General features: G+C 69.2%; 19 protein-coding genes, 1 tRNA gene and 1 riboswitch. Of the genes, 11 read left to right on the plus strand and 9 right to left on the minus strand.

The genetic code is table 11. The features are described 5' to 3' along the window. The 4 genes from VJN29_RS17690 to VJN29_RS17705 all read left to right on the plus strand — a co-directional run. Positions 1 to 228, plus strand: a 228-nt coding sequence (locus tag VJN29_RS17690) for a type II toxin-antitoxin system death-on-curing family toxin (RefSeq protein WP_324144957.1), incomplete at its 5' end; no start/stop codon positions are given. 266 nt (positions 229 to 494) lie between these two features. Further along, positions 495 to 1,502 carry a helix-turn-helix transcriptional regulator gene (locus VJN29_RS17695; RefSeq protein WP_324144958.1) on the plus strand — a complete coding sequence of 336 codons (1,008 nt, stop codon included), beginning with the start codon at positions 495 to 497 and terminating at the stop codon, positions 1,500 to 1,502. A gap of 103 nt (positions 1,503 to 1,605) precedes the next feature. Further along, the gene (locus VJN29_RS17700; protein WP_324144959.1) at positions 1,606 to 2,043 is read left to right on the plus strand and encodes a hypothetical protein; all 438 of its coding nucleotides are present in this window, start codon (positions 1,606 to 1,608) and stop codon (positions 2,041 to 2,043) included. Between the two features lie 205 nt (positions 2,044 to 2,248). Then, positions 2,249 to 2,437 (plus strand): type II toxin-antitoxin system RelE/ParE family toxin, encoded by a 189-nt coding sequence (locus VJN29_RS17705; protein WP_324144960.1) that lies wholly within the window; start codon positions 2,249 to 2,251, stop codon positions 2,435 to 2,437. Positions 2,438 to 2,681: 244 nt separating this feature from the next. Here the strand turns inward: VJN29_RS17705 and VJN29_RS17710 are convergent. The 4 genes from VJN29_RS17710 to VJN29_RS17725 all read right to left on the minus strand — a co-directional run bounded on the left by VJN29_RS17710 (position 2,682) and on the right by VJN29_RS17725 (position 6,296). Continuing rightward, positions 2,682 to 2,754: transfer RNA gene (locus VJN29_RS17710), tRNA-Thr, on the minus strand. A gap of 135 nt (positions 2,755 to 2,889) precedes the next feature. Further along, the gene (locus VJN29_RS17715) at positions 2,890 to 3,543 is read right to left on the minus strand and encodes a transglycosylase family protein (protein WP_324144961.1); all 654 of its coding nucleotides are present in this window, start codon (positions 3,541 to 3,543) and stop codon (positions 2,890 to 2,892) included. Between the two features lie 5 nt (positions 3,544 to 3,548). Next, positions 3,549 to 3,695, minus strand: a riboswitch (cyclic di-AMP (ydaO/yuaA leader). 248 nt (positions 3,696 to 3,943) lie between these two features. Further along, positions 3,944 to 5,782: a serine/threonine-protein kinase gene (locus VJN29_RS17720; protein WP_324144962.1), complete on the minus strand. Its 1,839-nt coding sequence runs from the start codon at positions 5,780 to 5,782 to the stop codon at positions 3,944 to 3,946. An 82-nt stretch (positions 5,783 to 5,864) separates the two neighbouring features. Continuing rightward, entirely contained in the window at positions 5,865 to 6,296 is a 432-nt protein-coding gene (locus tag VJN29_RS17725; RefSeq protein ID WP_324144963.1) for a CBS domain-containing protein, read from the minus strand. 192 nt (positions 6,297 to 6,488) lie between these two features. Between VJN29_RS17725 and VJN29_RS17730 the strand changes: the two genes are divergently transcribed. Continuing rightward, positions 6,489 to 8,036: a trehalose-6-phosphate synthase gene (locus VJN29_RS17730; RefSeq protein ID WP_324144964.1), complete on the plus strand. Its 1,548-nt coding sequence runs from the start codon at positions 6,489 to 6,491 to the stop codon at positions 8,034 to 8,036. 5 nt (positions 8,037 to 8,041) lie between these two features. After that, a complete protein-coding gene (gene otsB / locus VJN29_RS17735; protein ID WP_324144965.1) occupies positions 8,042 to 8,827 on the plus strand; it encodes a trehalose-phosphatase in 786 nt (261 codons plus the stop codon). A gap of 155 nt (positions 8,828 to 8,982) precedes the next feature. Here otsB and VJN29_RS17740 read toward each other — a convergent pair whose 3' ends face one another. Continuing rightward, positions 8,983 to 9,993 (minus strand): LacI family DNA-binding transcriptional regulator, encoded by a 1,011-nt coding sequence (locus VJN29_RS17740; protein ID WP_324144966.1) that lies wholly within the window; start codon positions 9,991 to 9,993, stop codon positions 8,983 to 8,985. 179 nt (positions 9,994 to 10,172) lie between these two features. Between VJN29_RS17740 and VJN29_RS17745 the strand changes: the two genes are divergently transcribed. From VJN29_RS17745 to VJN29_RS17765, 5 genes are all read left to right on the plus strand, one after another. Then, positions 10,173 to 11,480, plus strand: coding sequence for an extracellular solute-binding protein (locus VJN29_RS17745; RefSeq protein ID WP_324144967.1), 1,308 nt, complete (start codon positions 10,173 to 10,175; stop codon positions 11,478 to 11,480). Positions 11,481 to 11,578: 98 nt separating this feature from the next. Then, the gene (locus VJN29_RS17750) at positions 11,579 to 12,535 is read left to right on the plus strand and encodes a sugar ABC transporter permease (protein ID WP_324144968.1); all 957 of its coding nucleotides are present in this window, start codon (positions 11,579 to 11,581) and stop codon (positions 12,533 to 12,535) included. A 2-nt stretch (positions 12,536 to 12,537) separates the two neighbouring features. After that, the gene (locus VJN29_RS17755) at positions 12,538 to 13,386 is read left to right on the plus strand and encodes a sugar ABC transporter permease (protein ID WP_324144969.1); all 849 of its coding nucleotides are present in this window, start codon (positions 12,538 to 12,540) and stop codon (positions 13,384 to 13,386) included. A 159-nt stretch (positions 13,387 to 13,545) separates the two neighbouring features. Next, positions 13,546 to 14,649 carry a sn-glycerol-3-phosphate ABC transporter ATP-binding protein UgpC gene (locus VJN29_RS17760; RefSeq protein WP_324144970.1) on the plus strand — a complete coding sequence of 368 codons (1,104 nt, stop codon included), beginning with the start codon at positions 13,546 to 13,548 and terminating at the stop codon, positions 14,647 to 14,649. A gap of 247 nt (positions 14,650 to 14,896) precedes the next feature. Next, complete coding sequence (locus VJN29_RS17765; RefSeq protein ID WP_324144971.1) at positions 14,897 to 16,141, plus strand: DUF4032 domain-containing protein; 1,245 nt, start codon at positions 14,897 to 14,899, stop codon at positions 16,139 to 16,141. On the opposite strand, the gene VJN29_RS17770 is transcribed toward VJN29_RS17765, so the two are convergent. The 4 genes from VJN29_RS17770 to cysS all read right to left on the minus strand — a co-directional run bounded on the left by VJN29_RS17770 (position 16,122) and on the right by cysS (position 20,119). Next, positions 16,122 to 16,643: a vitamin K epoxide reductase family protein gene (locus VJN29_RS17770; RefSeq protein ID WP_324144972.1), complete on the minus strand. Its 522-nt coding sequence runs from the start codon at positions 16,641 to 16,643 to the stop codon at positions 16,122 to 16,124. The genes VJN29_RS17765 and VJN29_RS17770 overlap by 20 nt on opposite strands. After that, positions 16,640 to 17,500 carry a DUF929 family protein gene (locus VJN29_RS17775; RefSeq protein ID WP_324144973.1) on the minus strand — a complete coding sequence of 287 codons (861 nt, stop codon included), beginning with the start codon at positions 17,498 to 17,500 and terminating at the stop codon, positions 16,640 to 16,642. Before VJN29_RS17775 ends, VJN29_RS17770 begins: the two co-directional genes overlap by 4 nt. 167 nt (positions 17,501 to 17,667) lie before the next feature. Further along, positions 17,668 to 18,636, minus strand: a complete 969-nt coding sequence (rlmB, locus tag VJN29_RS17780; protein WP_324144974.1) for a 23S rRNA (guanosine(2251)-2'-O)-methyltransferase RlmB — start codon at positions 18,634 to 18,636, stop codon at positions 17,668 to 17,670. A gap of 1 nt (position 18,637) precedes the next feature. Beyond that, the gene (gene cysS, locus VJN29_RS17785; protein ID WP_324144975.1) at positions 18,638 to 20,119 is read right to left on the minus strand and encodes a cysteine--tRNA ligase; all 1,482 of its coding nucleotides are present in this window, start codon (positions 20,117 to 20,119) and stop codon (positions 18,638 to 18,640) included. Positions 20,120 to 20,217 lie beyond the last annotated feature (98 nt).

Here is a 20,217-nt window from a genome sequence, read left to right on the forward strand (position 1 = left end):
GACAAGGCCGCAGCGCTGCTGCACTCCTTGGTGCGCAACCACGCCCTGGTTGACGGGAACAAGCGCTTGGCATGGTCCGCGACCCGTGTCTTCTGCCTACTCAACGGGCGGGACCTGACGTACGACGTCGACGACGCCGAGCGCCTGATGGTCGACGCCGCGGCAGGGCAGCTCGATGTGCCCCAGATCGCCAGCTGGCTGGCAGGGCACATGCAAGCTACGTCATAGCGGCGCGTCAAGGCGCCCGTATAGGGCCGGGCGTCACGGCACCCACCATGTGGTTAGCGCTCGCACGCTCCTGACCAGTGGGGCGAGGCCCTGCCGGTGATGCGACTTAGCGACGTGGTTCGCCGCGCGTCTCCTCATCCCTTCACTCGCCTCTCATGTCCAGAGGTTCCACTTGCGTCTCACCGAGCCCCCTGCACGGAGCGCTGCGTTCGGGGGATGCTAGTCCTATGGGCTTCACCGCTTTGATCGGCGGGCTCGCTCTGATCGTGAGTGGGCTAGTGATCGCGTCTCGTGTCGTCGCCGAACCTGTGGCCGCGACAGCTTATGCCGTCCTGGTCGCGGCGCTGGTAGCGGCCGGTGCGCTGTTGCGCACCTACCAGAGAGTTGGCGCCGGATGGGTCAGGTGGCGTCGGTCGGTGGCGGCGCTGGCTGTAATCGCCATGAGCTACCCCGGTGCCTGGGCCATCGCGGTGATCTCCTCGGAGGTGCTTCCGAACACGTTCGCGACGTGGTTCTTGGCTGTGCTTGCCGGCGTCGCCCACCTGCCGGTCATCGCTGCGTTCTCGCTGCTTCCGCTGCTCGCAGTCCGCTATCTCGGCCGGGGCTCGACCCGCATGCCGCTCGCGGTGGTGCTGCTGCTCGGAGCCATGGCGATCGTCACGTTCGCGCTGTTCTTCGGTGAGTTCGAGCCGATCCGGGCGGACGCGCTGGTGGGCTGGGCGCTGGGCGAGACGATCGGGATGGCCATCAACGCGCTGTTCCTCGCCAGCGTCCTGCTAGGCCCCTTGTCCGCGGTGGTGGCTGCGGTCCGAACTGATGGTGAGGCCGGGCGACGACTGGCCATCGTGGCCGCGTCGGCTCTCTCCGGAGCGGCCCTGGTCATGCTGTGCGGTGCAGCCGGCGCGGTTGCTGGATTGGGCGGGATAGCCGTCGTCTTGGGCATGTACGCCGCCTTGGTGGTTGTGGTCGTCGGCTGCACGCGAGCGCTCACAGTCCCGATGGCGCCGTCGGAGCAGCCCACGCCATCACCACCGCCGGCTCGTCGCCTCGAGGGCTTGACGCCGCGAGAGGCCGAGGTCCTCGGACTGCTCGCCGAAGGTCTGTCCAACGCCGGCGTCGCCGCGCGACTGGTGCTTTCGCAGCGCACCGTGGACGCGCATCTGCGGTCGGTCTTCACCAAGCTCGACCTCCCAGAGGGGCCGCTCGACAACCGCAGGGTCCATGCCGTTCTGGCCTGGCGCAGTGAGCAGCAGGACTCCCAGTCCGCGAGTTAGGCGAAAGGGCCGATGCGCGCTGCCCTTCGGATTCTTACGTTGGGGGGCATTCGCGTCCCCGAACCCGAAGGGAGTCACCGTCATCATGCGCACCGTCAGACTGATGATTCTGGTCTGGATGCCGTTCGTCGCCATCTTTGCCTTCGCCTCCCCGGCGGTGAACACCGCCATCGGGGACTCCTACCCCCACATCGCCTTCCACGTCCTCGCACCGGCACTGCTCATCAGCGCGCTCGTGCTGGCCCGGCGTCAGCTTAGGCAAGCAACCACGAAAGCGCAGCGCATCTGCCTGCGCATCCTCATGGTGACCCTGCCGCTGGCACTACTTGGCAACCTGATCGAACTCTTCGCCGCTGTGAGCCGGCTCGGCGAAGACGGCTGGGAAAGCCTGAAGACCCCCGACCTCTTCGAGCAACCCGGCCTGCACACGCTGGGCGCCAACCTCACGATCCCCGCCCTGATGATCAGCATGCTCGTGGCCCTGGTCCTCGCGGCGGTGACCGCCATCGAACGCCGACGGCGACTCCAGCCCGTGAGTTGAAACGCCGCCGCGGGTCCCGACGGCGAGCCCGGCCTCCGGCCAAAGGACGGCGGACCCGGACCGACCTTCCCTGGCCGGCCTGAGCCCGCGCAGCACGCCGAGGGATAGGGGCGACCACGGGATCTACCGCGGGAACGGCTGCTGTTGGTCTGTCTTCCGGTCTGCCGTCGGGAAGGTGGCGTAAGCGATCGCGATCGCGGCGGCGGTGATCGAGTTTCTGACCGGCGCCCTCGTGGAGAACCCGCGCAGAGTCGGCAAGGCGCTGCGCAGGGAACTGGCCGGCATCCACACGGCGCGCCGCGGCACCTACCGCGTCCTCTACCGGATCAACGAGGAGAAACACGAGGTCATGGTCCTGCGCATCGAGCACCGACGCGACGTTTACCGGACGTGACGCCAAGCTCCGCCCGCGCCACAGGAGCGGCACCCACTTGTCATGCGATCCACGTGCTAGGCGTGCGATAAGAGGTCACGGCCGTCGGACATGAGCGGACACAAGGACCGCGCCCGAGAGCCCGGCGGAGGGACGTTTCCGCAGGCCAGCCCCGGTTTAGGGACGCCTCCACCTGATATCTGGAGAACAGGTGGGAAACAGGAGGCGCCCCTCCCCCACGCCCGTTGTGTACCAAGGATTTTCGAGCTGGCGAGGGGACTCGAACCCCTAACCACCTGTTTACAAGACAGGTGCGCTACCGATTGCGCCACGCCAGCGGATCCTCGCCGGGCAGGTGAGGAACGCGGAAAGCGTAACCGAGCCCAGCGGCATACGGGAAAGAAGGACGGCCCCGCGACCACCCAGGGGGAAGTGGTCACGGGGCCGCCCGGCCCAGGCAGGCCGGTCCGCGCTCACGGCAGGCGAATGACCTGGCCGACGTAGATGAGGTTGGGGTTGCTGATCCTCCCGCGGTTGGCGCTGTAGAGAGCCTGCCAGCCGCCGCGCACCCCATGCCTGGCGGCGAGCTCGGACAGCGTGTCACCAGCCCGCACCGTGATCCTCGCCCCTGTGCCGGTCGAGCGTGAATCCTGCTGCGGCGCGTAGGACTTCCTGGTGGACGTCTTCTGCGTCGTCGAGCTGGTCGAGCTGCGGCTGGCCCTGACGGGGGCGCTCGTCGCGCCACCGTTCCACCTCGTCAGTCCGGCGCGCACGGAGCACACTGGCCAGGCTCCGGGACCCTGCGAGGCGAGGACCCGCTGGGCGATCGCGATCTGCTGAGACTTGCTCGCGAGGTCGGCACGCGACGCGTACCTCAGGCCGCCGTAGCCCGCCCACGTGGGCTGGTAGAACTGCAGTCCGCCGTAGTAGCCGTTGCCGGTGTTGATGTGCCATCTGCCGCCGGACTCGCACTGGGCGACGCGGTCCCAGACGGAACCCTCCGCCTTGGCCGATCCGGCGGTCGCGATGCCGCCGAGCACCGTGGCGGCGCCAGCCAGGCCGACCCCTGCCATCCGCTGTTTGACCCGCGGGTGTTTCGGGGCAGCATGCTTCGACTGGTAATGCATGGGTGATTCCTTCCTGACGGGCGCCTGCGGAGTTAGCTGTCGGGTTGGGGCCGTCAGGTTGGCCCCGTCGCGCTCGGCGACTTCACCCCAAGCCGGCAAGTCGCCGGCCGTGTGGGTCCCCCGTCCTCGCGCGGACCCGGTGAACCGGGTGACGTCCCTGGCTCGCGAGGCTCGGCGCATCAGGGACCGCTATTGGGTGGCTTTCTTCACTTTTGTGCCACAACGTGTGGAGCCAGTGTGGTGCCGACGGACCGCTGCGCGTGGGGCGCGGAGGCCATGACGGTTGACGCTACGTGACGAATCCGCCTGAGACAAGACACTCCGAGACGTTTTCGTGATCTTGTCTTGACCATTCCTTTACATGTTCTCGGGCAACACATTCCGCCCGCCAAACAGCGCGTCACGGCCCGAAGGGGCTGCCCCCGAACGGCGCCCAGGTGCTGCTCGCCCCGCGGCTCAGCGCCACGATGACGAGCACCACGCCCCCGGTCGCCAGCGTGGCAGCCACGACCTGCGCAGGCAGGCCGTCGGGGGCCAGGGTGCGCACGATCGAGCGCGTCCCGCGGCGCAGGGAGGCCCCACCCGGGCCCCACCACACCGTCGCGAGCGCCAGCGCACCGGCGACGACGAGTGTGACCGGCGTGCCTGGATCGAGCTCGCTGCCGGAGGTTCCACCGAGGATCAGCGCCGCCGAGAAGACGCCAGCGAATGCCACGGCGACGGGAAGGATCATCGCGAGGACCGTGGCGACCGCGCCCAGGGCGAGGTGCCACGGGCTCGTGACCACCGCCCACGGGAGGTCGCTGGAGCGCCTGCCGTAGTCGTACCGCCGCAGCACGAGTCCCGTCATGGACCGATCAACAGCGCGCGCGATGACTGACCAGGCGACCAGGATGACGACCGCGACCCCGGGCCACAACGCGAGCAGCCCCAGCCACGCCGTTGCCGCAGCGCACAGGGTTCCGGTCCGCTTCGCCAAGCCGATCCGTGGATCACCTTCCCGCACAGTGGCATTCAGACCCTCGTCATCGACGTCGTCAACTTCGCCGTATGCCGCTGAGCTCGCTCCCCGACCAGCCGCCGGCCAGGCGCGTGGCGGGGTCTGCGGGGTACGCGCGACCGGGGCGGGTGCCACGGCCCTGGCCGGTCCCGTCGGAGGAGGCATGGGCGCGACCGCCCCGGCGCTCGCAGCGGCGGCGGCCAAGGGCGACGAGGCCGGCGTGCCGGGAGCATCGTCGACTGATGGGAAGACCGCCGTGCCCCGCGGTTGGAAGACCTCGGTGGAGCCGGCCGATGGCGGGATGGCGGGAGTGGCGTCGTCCCGGGGACCACCGCGGGGGTGGGGCACGGTGGCCGCCCTCCCCGAGGCGAAACGCGCCAGCGCGTCGATCACCTCGTCGGCGTGCGGGCGCTGGGCAGGGCTGGGAGACAGGGAGGCCCGGAGCAGGGGGACAAGTCGAGGGTCGACGCCGTCGAGGTCGACCTCGCCCGCGCGGACCTTGGCGAGGACGACATCCATCCGGCCGCGGCCGAAGGGGGGCCGGCCCGACGCAGCGAACGTGATCGTCGCCGCCCAGCCCCACCAGTCGGTGGCGTCCGTGATCGGAGCGCCCTCGACGAGTTCCGGCGAGAGGTAGCCGGGCGTGCCCATGACGAGTCCCCCCATGGTGTGGCGGACGTCATCCTGGATGTGGGCGATGCCGAAGTCGATGAGAACCGGCTCGCCGTCCTCGAGGAGGACGTTGCCCGGCTTGATGTCACGGTGGACGACACCGCTGGCGTGGATGGAGCGGATCGCCTCCGCCGTGCCGCACGCGAGGCGCAGCAACGCGTCGGGGTCGAGAGGCCCGTGATCCTCGACCCAGTCGTCCAGGGCAGGACCGGCGACGTACCGCGTCACGATGTAGGGACGCGAGGCCATGACATCAGCGTCGACGACGCTCGCCACCCGGTGGTCGCGGATCCGCGAGAGCGTGTCGACCTCGCGTCGCAGCCGCAGCCGCGCCTCGTCGTCGTCCGCGACGTGGGGGCGCAGCACCTTGATGGCAACGGCTCGCCCGCGGGGGTCGAGGGCCAGGTGGACCACACCCATCCCGCCCTCGCCGATCTCCTCGACGAGCCGGTACCTGCCGATGCGTTCATGCCCAGGCTGGCCGGAGTCGCCGTCCCCGTCCGCCCCGGCGCGCCGCGCACCCGATGGGGGTGGGGACACCCAGCGGGTTCGGTCGTGCGCAGCCATGCCCCTACGGTAATTGACCGCGAGGCTCCGCGAGCCCGCCTCGCGCGAGCCCGACCTCAGTCCGTGGTCTCAGTCTGCGATGTCAGTGAGTGATGTAGTCCCGCAGCTGGTCGCGCTCCGACTGCAGCTCGGACAGGCGTTGCTTGACGATGTCACCGATGCTGACGATGGCGGCCAGCTTGCCGTCCGCGTCGAGGATGGGGACGTGGCGCACGCGCAGCTCGGTCATCGTGCCCGCCAAGTCGGCGATGTCGTCGCCGGCGGTCCCGGTGGTGACGTCGCTCGTCATGATCGCGGCCACGGTGCCCTCGAGGATGCCGGGCCCGGACGAGTGGAGGTGACGGACGACGTCCCGCTCGCTGACGATCCCGTCCACGTGCGTCCCGTCGGCGCTGACGACGCAGGCACCGATGCCGTGCTCGGCAAGCTTTGCGAGGAGGGTCGACACGGTGTCGTCGGACCGGACGGTGACGACCGCGTCACCCTTTCTGCGCAAAACATCTGAAATCTTCACGCTTGCCCTCCTCGGCGGTCGGGTAGGTGGAGGTTCCGGCGACCTGCCCGGATCTCCCTTGGGTTGACCCTAGAACGGGTACCTCCGGGGCGCCAGACCTCGGTGACTAGAGTGAGACACATCAAAGGCGCGCTCGGCCCGGACCGCTGCACGCGGCTCACCAATGAGCGTGTACCGCGAGGAGATGATTCGATGACGAGTTCCACGAAGCCCTTCGACCTCGTCATCGCGGCGAACCGCCTCCCGGTCGACAAGCAGGTCGACGAGGACGGAAACGTCGAGTGGCAGCGCAGCCCCGGGGGCCTCGTGACCGCGATGGAGTCGGTGATGCAGTCCAATCCCGGCGCCTGGGTGGGCTGGTCGGGTGACGCCGGCGAGCCACCCGCCCCCTTCGACGAGAACGGCATGCACCTGCGGCCCGTGGGCCTGAATGCCGGGGAGATCCGCGACTTCTACGAGGGCTTCAGCAACGACACGCTCTGGCCCATCTACCACGATGTCATCGTCCCGGCGTCCTTCCACCGCGAGTGGTGGGCCGCCTACGAGCGGGTCAACCGCCGGTTCGCCGAGGCGGTCGCCGAGGTGGCCGCGCCCGACGCCTGTGTGTGGGTCCACGACTACCAGCTCCAGCTCGCGCCGACCTTCATCCGCGAGCTGCGGCCCGACGTGCGCATCGGCTGGTTCAACCACATCCCGTGGCCGCCGGTCGAGCTGTTCGCGCAGCTGCCGTGGCGCGCTCTGCTGCTCGAGGGGCTCCTGGGCGCCGACTTCCTCGGCTTCCAGCGGCAGGCCGACGCCCGCAACTTCGTGCGGGCCTGCCGACAGCTGCTCGGCCTCAAGACGAAGGGCGAACGGGTGGCCCTCGGCGACGGTTCCCACCGCCAGGTCCGAGCCTCGGCGATCCCGATCTCCATCGACTACCGGGGCCTGGAGGCACTCGCCAAGCGGCCGGACGTCCGGGAGCGCGCCAAGCAGATCCGCGCCAGCCTCGGGGACCCGGAGGTCCTCATGCTCGGGGTCGACCGGCTCGACTACACGAAGGGGATCCGGCACCGGCTCAAGGCCTATGAGGAACTGCTCAAGGAGCGCCAGCTGAGACCCCCCGACGTGACCCTGGTCCAGGTCGCGACTCCGAGCCGAGAGCGCGTGGAGGCCTATCGCTTCCTCCGTGAGGAGGTCGAGCAGACCGTGGGGCGCATCAACGGCGAGTTCGGCAAGATCGGCGCTCCTGCGGTCCACTACCTGCACCACTCCTACCCCCGCGAGGAGATGGCTGCACTGTTCCAGGCCGCGGACGTCATGCTCGTGACGCCGCTGCGGGACGGGATGAACCTCGTCGCCAAGGAGTACGTCACCTGCCGCCACGACCTCGGCGGCGCGCTCGTCCTCAGTGAGTTCACCGGCGCCTGGCACGAGCTGCACCAGGCCTTTGCGTGCAACCCGCACGACATCGAGGGCCTCAAGCAGGCGATGCTCCGTGCCGTCCACACGCCGAGCCGGGACAAGCAGCGGATCATGCGTGCCCTACGGCGTCGCGTGGCCGACCACGACGTCCAGCGCTGGGCGCGCCGCTTCCTCGCCGCGCTCAACGCTGCGCCTGACAACCCGCCGCCCGACGCCCGCGGCGAGGTGGCGTCCGCGCCGGTCGCCCCACCGGAGTCGGCGCCGCTCGCGCCCGTCGACTCGCTCGCGATCTCTGACGGCGAGCCCGCCACCACGAGCACCGGCGCACGCGAGTGACGCCGGTGGATCCCTGGGACGAAGCGCTCAGAAGGGCGGCCGCATCCAAGTCGCTGCTGCTGGCCACCGACTTCGACGGCGTGCTCGCACCGTTCGACATCGACCCGATGGCGGTGCGACCCGCAGCTGGCTGCATGGAGGCGCTGCGGGCCCTCGCGGCGCTGCCGGCGACGACCGTCGCGATCGTGTCGGGCCGCGACCTCGAGACATTGCAAGCGCTGACCTCGGTCGACGCGGACGAGCCGATCGTGCTCATCGGCAGCCACGGCGCCGAGTCGACCAGCGCGGCCGTCCGATCCGCCATGGAGGCCGCCGCGGTGAGCACCGAGGACGAGGCTCGGCTGGCAGCACTCGATGCGGACATCACTCGTCTGGTCTCCGAGCGGCATCCGCTGGCCTGGGTGGAGCACAAGGCCGCCGCGGTCGTCGTGCACACGCGCGGCCTTGCGCGCGAGGTCGCCGACGCGGCGGTCGCGGAGGCTCGCGCGGTGGCCCTGACCCATCCCGGGGTCCGGGTGCTCAAGGGCAAGGCGGTCCTCGAGCTGTCGGTGTCGCACGCTGACAAGGGCTCCGCCGTCACGGCCCTCGGTCGGGACCGCGGCGTGACGGCCCGGATGTACTTCGGTGACGACGTGACGGATGAGGACGTGTTCGCGCGGATGACCCGACCCGACGACGTGACGGTCAAGGTGGGGCCGGGCTCGACCGCGGCGCGCCACCGCGTTGACGACATACCCGCGGTCGTCGCTGCGCTCGAGCAGCTCCTCGCCACCCGCCGAGCAATCGAGTGAACGGCTTTCGGGTCGAAGGCCTCGAAAGCCGTTCACTCGATGAGGGCCGGGCCCGCTACGGGAGCGAGCCCAGCGGCATACGGACTCATGTCCCCAGTCGAGTGAACGGCTTTCGGGTCGGAAAGGCCCGAAAGCCGTTCACTCGATCGGGTTGTTCAGCGGCGGAGGGCGCCGGTCGAGCCGCGCACGACGAGCTCGGGCCGGAAGACGTACTCCGCCCGGGGAGAGGGCTGGCCGGCGATCTCGTCGAGCAGCGCCCGCACCGTGGCAGCGCTCATCGCGGACACGCTCTGGCGCACCGTCGTGAGGGGTGGGTCGGTGAAGGCGATGAGCGTCGAGTCGTCGTAGCCGACCACGGAGATGTCCCGCGGCACGTTGAGGCCTCGCCTGCGCGCCTCGCGGATCGCACCGAGCGCCATCATGTCCGAGCCGCAGACGATGGCGGTGCAGCCCTTGTCCATGAGCCGGCCCGCGGCGGTCGCTCCGCCCTCGACCGAGAAGAGCGAGCGCTCGATGAGGTCGTCGAGGTCGGATCGGCCCAGCAGCGTCTGCATCGAGTTGCGGAACCCGGCGATCTTGCGGATGACCGGGACGAACCGGTCCGGGCCGACCGCCAGCCCGATCTCGCGGTGGCCGAGGCTCACGAGGTGGTCGAGGGCGAGCCCCATCGACGCGACCTCGTCGTTCGAGATGAACGGCGCGTCGACGCCGTCGATGTAGCCATTGACGAGGACGAGCGGCAGGCCGCGCTCACGCAGTCCGGTGTAGCGCTGGGGATCGGCGTTCGTGTCGGCGTGCAGACCGGAGATGAAGATGATGCCGGCGACACCGCGGTCGAGGAGCATCTGCACGTAGTCGTCCTCGTGCACTCCCCCGGCAGTCTGCGTGCAGAGCACCGGTGTGTAGCCGTTCTGGGCGAGCGCGTTCTCGATCTCCTGCGCGAAGGCCGGGAAGATCGGGTTGGTCAGCTCCGGGACGATGAGACCGACGAGCCCGGCGCTCTTGCGGCGCAGCCGGCTGGGGCGGTCGTAGCCGAGGACGTCGAGAGCCGTGAGCACCGACTGGCGGGTCCCCTCCGCGACGCCCGGCTTGCCGTTGAGGACGCGAGAGACGGTCGCCTCGGACACCCCCGCCTGGACGGCGATGTCCCTCAGTCTTGCCTTCACGAGCCGCCTTTCTGCTGCGCTTGCCCAGCTCGGCCGTCGGGCGAGCGGATGGCAGGAGGCTACGGCCTCGCAACAGTTTTGCATAGATTTTCAGCAAGTTCGGGGGAATTCTTGCAAAGACTTGCAACGGGTGCTTCACTTCCGGTCACCAAGGTCTTTCACCCAACCAAGGAGCAAGAATGCGTCGCACCGCCAAGGCCGCCGCGGCCGTCGCGGGCCTCAGCCTCGCCCTCGCCGCATGTGGCAGCGACTCGGGCACGGACAACGAGCCCGCGTCCCAGACGAGCGCGCCCACCGCGAACCCCGCTGACATCAAGGCCGACCTGACGTGGTGGGACACGTCCGACGCCACGAACGAGGCGCCCGCCTTCAAGGAGCTCATCACCGAGTTCAACAAGACCTACCCGAACGTCGAGATCAACTACCAGTCGGTCCCGTTCGGTGACGCGCAGAACAAGTTCAAGACCGCTGCCGCGGCCAAGTCGGGCGCTCCGGACATCCTGCGCGCCGAGGTCGCCTGGGTGCCGGAGTTCGCCTCGCTCGGCTACCTCTACGAGCTCGACGGCACCGAGCTGACCGCTGACGCCAGCGACTTCCTCGCGACCCCGTCCAGCTCGACCAAGTACAACGGCAAGACGTACGGCGTCCCGCAGGTCACCGACTCCCTCGCGCTCATGTACAACAAGAAGCTGCTCAGCGATGCCGGCATCACCGCGGCGCCCAAGACGTGGGACGAGCTGAAGGCGGCCGCCGCCGCCATCGAGGAGAAGACCGGCAAGACCGGCGTCTACCTCAACCCGCAGGGGTACTTCATGCTGCCGTTCATCTACGGCGAGGGCGGCGACCTCATCGACCCCGAGGCGAAGAAGATCACCGTCAACGCCCCCGAGGCAGTCGCCGGCGTCGAGAAGGAGCAGGAGCTGCTCAAGTCCCCCGGCTTCGCCAAGCCGCCGGCCACGGACGCCTACACGGCCATGATGAACGAGTTCAAGGCCGGCAACGCCGCGATGATCATCAACGGTCCGTGGGAGGTCAACAACATCAAGGGCGCCACGACCTTCGGCGGCCTCGAGAACCTCGGCATCGCGCCGGTCCCGGCCGGTTCCGCCAAGGCCGGAGCCCCCGTCGGCGGTCACGACTACGTCGTCTGGTCCGGCATGCCGCAGGAGAAGGCGGCCGGGGCCATCGCGTTCATCAAGTTCATGGCGAGCGCCGAGAGCCAGGCCAAGCTGGCCGACACACTGGGTCTGCTCCCGACCCGCGCGTCCGCCTACGACAAGGTGAGCAACCCGATCATCGGCGAGTTCAAGCCGGTGATGGAGGTTGCTGTCGAGCGCGCCTGGATCCCGGAGGGCGGCAAGCTGTTCGGCCCGCTCGACGAGGCGGCGACGAAGGCGCTCGTCCAGGGCGCGGATGCCCAGACCACGCTCGACGAGGTCGCCCGGAAGTACAAGACGGAGGTCGTCAAGGACTACTCCACCCAGTGAGCCACCCTCGCTGAACCCTGCGGTGGCGGTGGGACGGCCCGTCCCGCCGCCACCGCTGGACGTTCGCCCCCACCACGTCACTGCCCCAAGGAGCAGGAATGCAACGGCTGCGCGCCAACTTTGACAAGTACTGGTACGCGTACGCGATGGTGACGCCCGTCGTCGTCGTGCTGGCGCTCCTCGTGTTCTATCCCCTCGTCCAGGGCATCTTCATGTCCTTCACCGACCTCAACGAGGCGAACCAGGCCGCCGAGGTGTGCAGCAAGACGCTCGGTGGTGCCGAGGTCTGTGAGCCGAACCCCAACAGGTGGAGCTTCATCGGACTGGACAACTACACGAACCTGCTCACCGGCGAGGTGGGCAACTTCTGGCAGCTGTTGCGGACCACGCTGATCTGGACCGTGGCCTGCGTCGTCTTCCACTACACGATCGGCTTGGGCCTCGCCGTGCTGCTCAACCGTGAGATCAAGGGACGCGGCCTCTACCGCGTGCTGCTCATCATCCCCTGGGCGATCCCGGCCTTCGTCGCTTCCTTCGCCTGGAAGTTCATCTACGACCGCGACTACGGCATCATCAACGGCATCCTGGCCGCCCTCGGCCAGGAGCGCATCGACTTCTTCGACACGACGGCCAAGTCGCTCACCGCCGTCATCATCGTCAACATCTGGCTCGGCGTGCCCTTCATGATGGTCGCGCTGCTCGGCGGCCTGCAGTCGGTGCCCGGGGAGCTCTACGAGGCGGCCGAGATGGACGGCGCGACGCCGTGGCAGCGATTCCGCAACGTCACGCTGCCGAGCCTGCGACCGGTCTCGGCGTCGGTGATCCTGCTCGGGACGATCTGGACGTTCAACATGTTCCCGATCATCTTCCTGGTGAGCAGGGGTGGGCCCGGTGGCACGACCGACATCCTGGTGACGGGCGCCTACAAGGCCGCCTTCGAGGGCATCCGCGACTACTCCCTCGCTGCCACCTACGGCGTGCTCATCCTCTCGATCCTCATCGTCTACTCCATCGGCTATCGCTACTTCCTGCGCCAGCAGGGAGAGGTCTGGTGATCATGAGCAAGCCCCGCCCCCGCGGACACCGGTCCCCCCTGGCCAGCATCGGCGTCCATGCCACCCTGCTCCTGACGACCTTCATCGCCATCTTCCCGGTCGTGTGGATCGCCCTCACCTCGATCAAGCCGAAGGACAAGCTCGGGTCGCTGGCGCTGATCGACGATCCGACCCTGGAGAACTACCGCAACCTGCTCACCAACACCGACTTCCTCATCTGGTTCCGCAACTCGGTGGTCGTCGCGACGTTCACGATGATCTTCGGGGTGGCGATGGCCGCAACCGCCGGCTACGCGATCTCGCGCTACAACTTCCCCGGGAAGCGGTCGCTGATGTGGACCTTCCTGATCACCCAGATGTTCCCGGTGGCGATCCTCATCGTGCCGATCTACGCGATCATGTCGAGGCTGGGCCTGATCAACACCCACGCGTCCCTCGTCATCGCCTACTGCACCGTCGCCGTGCCGTTCTGCACGTGGATGCTGCGGGGGTACTTCGACACGATCCCCAGGGACCTCGACGAGGCGGCCTCGGTCGACGGGCTCGGTCCCTACGGCACCTTCTGGCGCGTCGTGCTGCCGCTCGCCCGCCCCGGCCTGGCCGTGACGATGTTCTACACGTTCCTGACCGCGTGGGGTGAGGTCGCCTACGCCAGCGCCTTCATCAACACCAACGACAAGTTCACGCTCGCCTACGGCCTCCAGACCTTCGTCCCCAGACCCCCTTCGCTGCCGCTCTGGGAGCTGATGACCCCGGCCGCGATCCTCATCGTCATTCCCGCGGGCATCGTCTTCTTCTTCGCGCAGAAGCACCTCGTCGCCGGCCTCACCGCCGGCGGCACCAAGGGGTGATCGACGGCACCCGACCCCAACCCGACCCGGCTCGGAGGCGGGCTGTCGTGTGGACCAAGCCCAGCGGCATACGACATGATCAGAAGGCCCCAACCCGGGGCGCCTTTACAACGGATCGTCCGGCACGTTCCTGCCGGTGAAGGAAAGGCAAAGACGCCAATGGCAACAGTGACGTTCGACAATGCGACCAAGACCTATCCGGGCAACCCGAGGCCCTCGGTCGACAAGCTGAACATCGAGATCGCGGACGGTGAGTTCCTTGTCCTCGTCGGCCCCTCCGGCTGCGGCAAGTCCACCGCGCTCCGCATGCTCGCCGGCCTCGAGGAGGTCAACGCCGGCCGCATCCTCATCGGCGAGCGCGACGTGACGAACCTGTCCCCCAAGGACCGCGACGTCGCGATGGTGTTCCAGAACTACGCCCTCTACCCGCACATGTCGGTCGCCGACAACATGGGCTTCGCGCTCAAGATCGCCGGAGTCGACAAGTCCGAGATCCGCAAGCGCGTCGAGGAGGCCGCGAAGATCCTCGACCTCTCCGAGTACCTCGAGCGCAAGCCGAAGGCGCTCTCCGGTGGCCAGCGTCAGCGCGTCGCCATGGGCCGCGCCATCGTCCGCTCCCCGCAGGTCTTCCTCATGGACGAGCCGCTGTCGAACCTCGACGCCAAGCTGCGCGTCCAGACCCGCACCCAGATCGCGTCGCTGCAGCGCCGCCTCGGCGTCACGACCGTCTACGTCACGCACGACCAGGTCGAGGCCATGACCATGGGCGACCGGGTCGCCGTGCTCAACGCGGGCGTCCTGCAGCAGGTCGACAGCCCGCGGCGGATGTACGACCACCCGACCAACGTCTTCGTCGCCGGCTTCATCGGCTCCCCCGCGATGAACCTGCTGGACGCCCCCGTCGTCGACGGCGGGGTGGACGTCGGTGGCCATGTCGTCCCCGTCGAACGGGACCTGCTCAAGGACGCCGGCTCGCACGTGACCATCGGGGTTCGCCCCGAGGACCTCGAGACGGCCGACGGCAACGCCGGCATCCCGGTCACCGTCGACGTCGTCGAATCGCTCGGCGCCGACGCGTACATCTACGGCTCCGCCAAGGCCCAGCAGGTCGACATCGAGGGTGAGGAGACGACCGAGGCACCGTTCATCGCGCGCGTCGACGGCCGGCGTCCTCCGGAGAAGGGCGAGCAGGTCTTCCTGCGGCCGAAGACCGGCCACGTCCACATCTTCCACGCCGACTCGGGTGAGCGCATCAGCGACTGACCGTCGCCCCAACGCGCAGGGGCCCGCGCCGACCGCGGCGCGGGCCCCTGTGCCTTGGCAAGAGCGTCATGCCGTATGCCGCTGAGCTCGCTCCCAGCCCACCGGTCCTCCCGGCCCCTGCCCTCCGAGCCACAGCCCGCCGAGCCCCTGCCCTCCCAGCCCCTGCCCTCCCAGCCACTGCGCTCCCGGTCGCTCCGTGCGCGAGCCAGCCCAGCGGCATACGGGATTGACGTGCCACGATGGGGCGGTGAGCCCAGCGATCACCACGGCACGCCCGGAGTCGGCCCTGCTCGACCTGCCGTGGTCGACGCCGCTCGAGGACTGGCCCGCGTCGGTGCTGGCGGCGCTGCCGCGCGGCATCTCACGCCACGTCGTGCGCTTCGTCCGGCTCGGCAGCCGGGTCCTGGCCATCAAGGAGATCAAGTCCGAGCTGGCCGACCGGGAGTACGGGATGCTGCGCAACCTGCGGCGTCTCGGCGTGCCCTGCGTGGAGCCGTTCGGGGTCGTCCACGGCCGACTCGATGCCGACGGCCGCCCCCTCGACTCGTGCCTCGTCACCCGGCACCTGCAGTTCTCGCTGCCCTACCGGGTGCTCTTCAGCCAGTCGCTCCGTCCGGACACGGCGGTGCGGCTCATGGACGCACTCGCCCTGCTCCTGGTCAGACTCCACCTCGACGGCTTCTGGTGGGGCGACGTGTCGCTGTCCAACACCCTCTTCCGGCGCGACGCCGGTGCCTTCGCCGCCTACCTCGTCGACGCCGAGACGGGCGAGCTCCACGAGCGCCTCAGCGACGGCCAGCGGCAGCACGACCTCGACATCGCCCAGGTCAACATCGCCGGGGAGCTCATGGACCTCGAGGCCGGCGGGTTCCTCGAGGAGCAGGCCGACCCCTTCGAGGTGGCGGCCTCGATCATCGAGCGCTACCACTCCTTGTGGGAGGCGCTGACCGGCACGGAGCGGTTCGAGGTCGGGGACCGGTGGCGCGTCGACGAGCGCATCCGTCGGCTCAACGACCTCGGCTTCGACGTCGACGAGCTGACCATGACGACGGATCTCGGCGGCACCCAGATCCAGATCACGCCGAAGGTCGTCGACGCTGGCCACCACTCGCGCCGGCTGCTCCGCCTCACCGGGCTCGACGTCGGCGAGAACCAGGCCCGGCGCCTGCTCAACGACCTCGACGCCTACGCCGCCGCGACCGACCGGCAGGGCGACGACGAGGAGATCGTCGCGCACGAATGGTTGACGAAGGTCTACGAGCCGATCACCCGGTCCGTGCCGCGCGAGCTCACCAGCCGCCTCGAGCCGGCAGAGATCTTCCACGAGGTCCTCGAGCACCGTTGGTACATGAGCGAGCTCGCCGGACATGACACCCCCATCGACGCCGCCCTCTCGGACTACGTCGCGACGGTGCTGCCGAGCAAGCCCGTCGAGAAATCGGTCGTCGGCGTCGACACCGTCGAGATGCCCGTCATCGCCTGGGACGACTGACCGGGCTCTCCGCGTCGTTCCCGGATCCGCCAGCATCGCCGGGCCCGGCGCTGACCTCGTCGCTGCGTGTCGAGAGGATCTGCCCGAACAGGACGATGATCCACAGCGCGAACGTCACCACGTGCACGACGGTGCACCAGCTGCAGATGGCGTGGATCTCGAACAGCTCGGCCCAGACGAGGTACAGCGCCATCCCCAGCCCGACCGTCAGCAACCCGAAACGGATCCAGTCCAGCCACGGCTCGGGCCGGCGCCAGACCGACGGCAGCACGAGGATGGTGAGGGCCACGAAGAAGAGCAGCCCGAGCAGCGCCACCGGCACGCCCATGAACGTCGACCAGGCGCTCGAGGTGACCTTGCCGCAGTCGATGACCTCGGTGACCGTGCAGGCGAGCGTCTCGTTGCCGGTGTAGTGCTCGTACGTCAGGTACACCGAGACGAGCAACCCCACGACCGACAGGATCAGCGAGGTCGGTGCGAGCCACCGGGGTCGGGTGATCACTTCTGGACCAGGGCCGCCGCTGCCGTCACTCCGGGGCTGGTGCAGACGTTGGCCGGCTGGCCGCCGGTCAGCTCGCACACCTGCGCCGAGATCATGTTGGCGCTCGCGTTGATCGACTTGCCGACGTCGCCGGTGCCGGTCTGCATCTGGCCCACGATCTCGTTCCAGCCGTTGTCACCCGTGTGGGCCAGGAGCGGCTCGAGCGGGATCCCCGAGCCGGGCAGCTCGTGCGTGCCGTAGAACGTCCACGGGATGCCGCCCTCGGGGTTGTGCTTCTTGAAGAGCGCGTCAACCTCCGGCGGCAGGGTCTGGAGCGGCTTGAACTCGCGGTCGCTCGTCTCCCACGCGTTGAACGAGAGGTAGTCGCTGGTGTACTTCGCGCCGGTGAAGGTGACGGTCGGGATGTTGCCGTCGTTCACGGCGGACCGCGTCGGCTCGAGGCCCTCGAACGTCCCGAAGCGCGACAGGGCCGCCACCATGGCCCAGCGCTCCGAGGCGCAGTACGGGCAGAACTCGGCACCGACGTAGATCATCCGTGGCTTGCCGTCCTCCATGAGGACCTCGCCGCCCTGGACCTTCTGCGGCACCGCGTTGGCCTCGGCCGGGGCGCCGGCCGCGTCGAACGCCGACGCGGGGATCGAGGTGAGCTTGGGGACGAACGCGGTGTCGGATGCCGTCGCCTGGCCACCGCCATCGTTGTTGTTGGCCACCACGACGCCCACGGCCACGGCGATGATGACGACGACGACCGCTACCGCCGCCGCAATCATCTGCTTCTGCTGCCGCTCCTTGCGCGCCTGCGTGGCCCGCATCTCCGCAGCGCGCGCCGCTACCTCGGCGCGATTGCTCTTCCCCACGAGTCACCTCGTCCAATCGTTACTACAGGTCGTAGGAGACACTAACATCCCCAGGAACCAACTCCCGGACGGTTGCCGGGGTTCCCCCGTCCCATCCAGTGGTATGCCGCTGAGCCCGCTCCCCGGGAGCGCCACCCTCCGCCCGTGGCTGGGCCTGCCCGCACGTGTCATGCGCGGCGCTGGCGGGCGATCTCGTAGAGCGCGATGCCCGTGGCCAGTCCCGCGTTGAGCGACTCGACGGCCGAGCTCATCGGGATGGAGACGATCTGGTCGCAGGTCTCCCGGACGAGCCGCGAGAGCCCCTTGCCCTCGGAGCCGGTCACCACGACGAGCGGCTCCGACGCGAGCTCGAGGTCGGGCAGCTCCACGTCGCCGTCCATGTCGAGGCCCAGGACGAAGAAGCCGGCCCTCTTGAAGTCCTCGAGGGTCCGGGTCAGGTTGCTCGCCTTCGCCACCGGGATCCGGGCAGCGGCTCCTGCCGAGGTCTTCCAGGCCGACGCGGTCATGCCCACCGACCGACGCTCGGGGACGACGACACCGTGCCCGCCGAACGCCGCGATGGACCGGACGATGGCTCCGAGGTTGCGCGGGTCCGTGATCCCGTCGAGGGCGACGACGAGCGGGATGCCGGGCGACTCGGGATCGATGAGGTCCTTCGGGTCGGCGTACGCATAGGGCGGCACCTGCAGGGCCAGGCCCTGGTGGACGGCGCCGTCGGTGAGCCGGTCGAGCTCACCGCGCGGCGCCTCGAGGACCGCCAGGCCGCGCTCGTTCGCCAGCTTGAGCGCCTCCCTGACGCGGTCGTCGGAGTCGATCCGCGTCGCCACGTACATCGTGGAGACGGGAACCTCGGCTCGAAGCGCCTCCACGACCGAGTTGCGGCCCGCGACGATCTCGCTCGATCCCTTGGCGCGCCGCTGCGAACGGCCCGTCCCGGCCGCCCCGCGAGAGCCGCCCGCGCCTGCCCCCTTGGCCGTAGCCTTCGCTCGCTTGTGGGCGGGGTGGTACTCACGGTCAACCGCCTTGGGGGTCGGGCCCTTGCCCTCGAGTCCACGCCGGCGCTGTCCGCCGGACCCGACGGTGGCCTTCTTGCCGCCCTTGCGTACCGCGCCCCGGCGCTGCGAGCTGCCTGCCATGTCAGGCCTCCTGACCTGGGGCACTGGTCGGTGATCCGGAGCCGTTGGCCCGGGCCAGCGACCATTCAGGGCCAGATGGCGTATCGGTGATCGCGATGCCGACGGCGGCCAGCTCGTCCCGGATCTCGTCGGCCCGCTCGAAGTCGCGCTCCTGACGCGCCGACTGCCGCTCCCCGAGCCTCGCCTGCACCAGCGCGTCGAGGGCCGCCTCGACGGCCGACGACGCCGTGTCGCCGCTCGTCGCCCACTGCGGCGCAAGCGGGTTCACTCCGAGAACCTCGCTCATCGCGGCGACCCGGGCGGCTGCCCCGAGCGCCGCCTCGTCGTCCCCATCGTCGAGGGCGACGTTGCCGGCCCGGACGGTCTCATGGATGACGGCAAGCGCCCCCGGGACGCCGAGGTCGTCGTCCATCGACTCGACGAACTCCGCTGGCAGGAGGGCTCGCGACGCCTCACCGTCCTCGGCGACGGCGATCTCGCCACGGCGGGCCGCCCGGTCGAGGAAGCCCTCGATCCGGTCCACTGCCGCGGCCGCCTCGTCGAGGGAGCCCGGGTGGTACTCGATGGTGGACCGGTAGTGCGCCGCCGTGAGGTAGTAGCGCAACACGATCGGCCGGGTCACCTCGAGCAGGCGCCGCACCTCGAGGGCGTTGCCGAGCGACTTGCCCATCTTCTCGCCCTTGACGGTGACCCACGCGTTGTGCAGCCAGTACCGAGCAAAACCCAGCCCCGCGGCCCGCGACTGCGCCTGCTCGTTCTCGTGGTGCGGGAAGCGCAGGTCGATGCCTCCGCCGTGGATGTCGAACTCGTCGCCGAGCCAGCGCCGGGCCATGGCGGAGCACTCGAGGTGCCACCCGGGACGGCCGACTCCGAACGGGGTCGGCCAGGACGCGTTGAGCGGCTCGTCGGACTTGCGGCCCTTCCAGAGGGCGAAGTCGCGGGGATCCCGCTTGCCTCGCGGATCGGCATCCTCAGCCGCCACCATGTCGTCGAGGGACTGGTTGGACAGCGACCCGTACTCAGGCCATGACCGCACGTCGAAGTAGACGTCACCCGAGCCGTCCGGCGCGGGGTAGGCGTGGCCCTTGTCGACGAGGGTCTCCATGAGCGAGACCATGTCTGGCACGTGACCCGTCGCCCGCGGCTCGTAGGTCGCCGGCTTGACCCCCAGCGCGTCGAGCGCCTCGCTCGTCAGGCGTTCGTTGCGGTAGGTCAGGGCAAACCAGTCCTCGCCGGCCTCGGCCGCCTTGCGGAGCACCTTGTCGTCGATGTCGGTGACGTTGCGGATCAGCGTGACGTCATAGTCATGCCCCGTCTCCAGCCAGCGCCGGAGCACGTCGAAAGCGACGGCGAACCGGATGTGCCCGATGTGCGGAGCACCTTGCGTCGTGAGTCCACAGATGTACATACCGACCTTGCCGCTCTCGCGCGGGACGAACGCGCGCAGCTCACGGGTGGCGGTGTCGAACAGATGCAGACTCACCCGCGGAAGTCTATCGGCGCCCCCGACCACTCCTGACAACGCGAGCCAGCGCCCGCGGACGGCGCGAGCCCCCACATTCGCTCGAGTGTGCAGTCCGC

Source organism: Intrasporangium sp. (genome assembly GCF_035280925.1).
Taxonomy (GTDB): domain Bacteria; phylum Actinomycetota; class Actinomycetes; order Actinomycetales; family Dermatophilaceae; genus Intrasporangium.

Excerpts from the sequence above, each read along its gene's own strand:
- VJN29_RS17750 (WP_324144968.1), top strand. The coding sequence starts at position 11,579 with ATGCAACGGCTGCGCGCCAACTTTGACAAGTACTGGTACGCGTACGCG.
- VJN29_RS17700 (WP_324144959.1), top strand. The coding sequence starts at position 1,606 with ATGATTCTGGTCTGGATGCCGTTCGTCGCCATCTTTGCCTTCGCCTCC.
- VJN29_RS17760 (WP_324144970.1), top strand. The coding sequence starts at position 13,546 with ATGGCAACAGTGACGTTCGACAATGCGACCAAGACCTATCCGGGCAAC.
- rlmB (WP_324144974.1), bottom strand. The coding sequence starts at position 18,636 with ATGGCAGGCAGCTCGCAGCGCCGGGGCGCGGTACGCAAGGGCGGCAAG.
- VJN29_RS17755 (WP_324144969.1), top strand. The coding sequence starts at position 12,538 with ATGAGCAAGCCCCGCCCCCGCGGACACCGGTCCCCCCTGGCCAGCATC.
- VJN29_RS17730 (WP_324144964.1), top strand. The coding sequence starts at position 6,489 with ATGACGAGTTCCACGAAGCCCTTCGACCTCGTCATCGCGGCGAACCGC.
- VJN29_RS17720 (WP_324144962.1), bottom strand. The coding sequence starts at position 5,782 with ATGGCTGCGCACGACCGAACCCGCTGGGTGTCCCCACCCCCATCGGGT.
- VJN29_RS17715 (WP_324144961.1), bottom strand. The coding sequence starts at position 3,543 with ATGCATTACCAGTCGAAGCATGCTGCCCCGAAACACCCGCGGGTCAAA.
- VJN29_RS17745 (WP_324144967.1), top strand. The coding sequence starts at position 10,173 with ATGCGTCGCACCGCCAAGGCCGCCGCGGCCGTCGCGGGCCTCAGCCTC.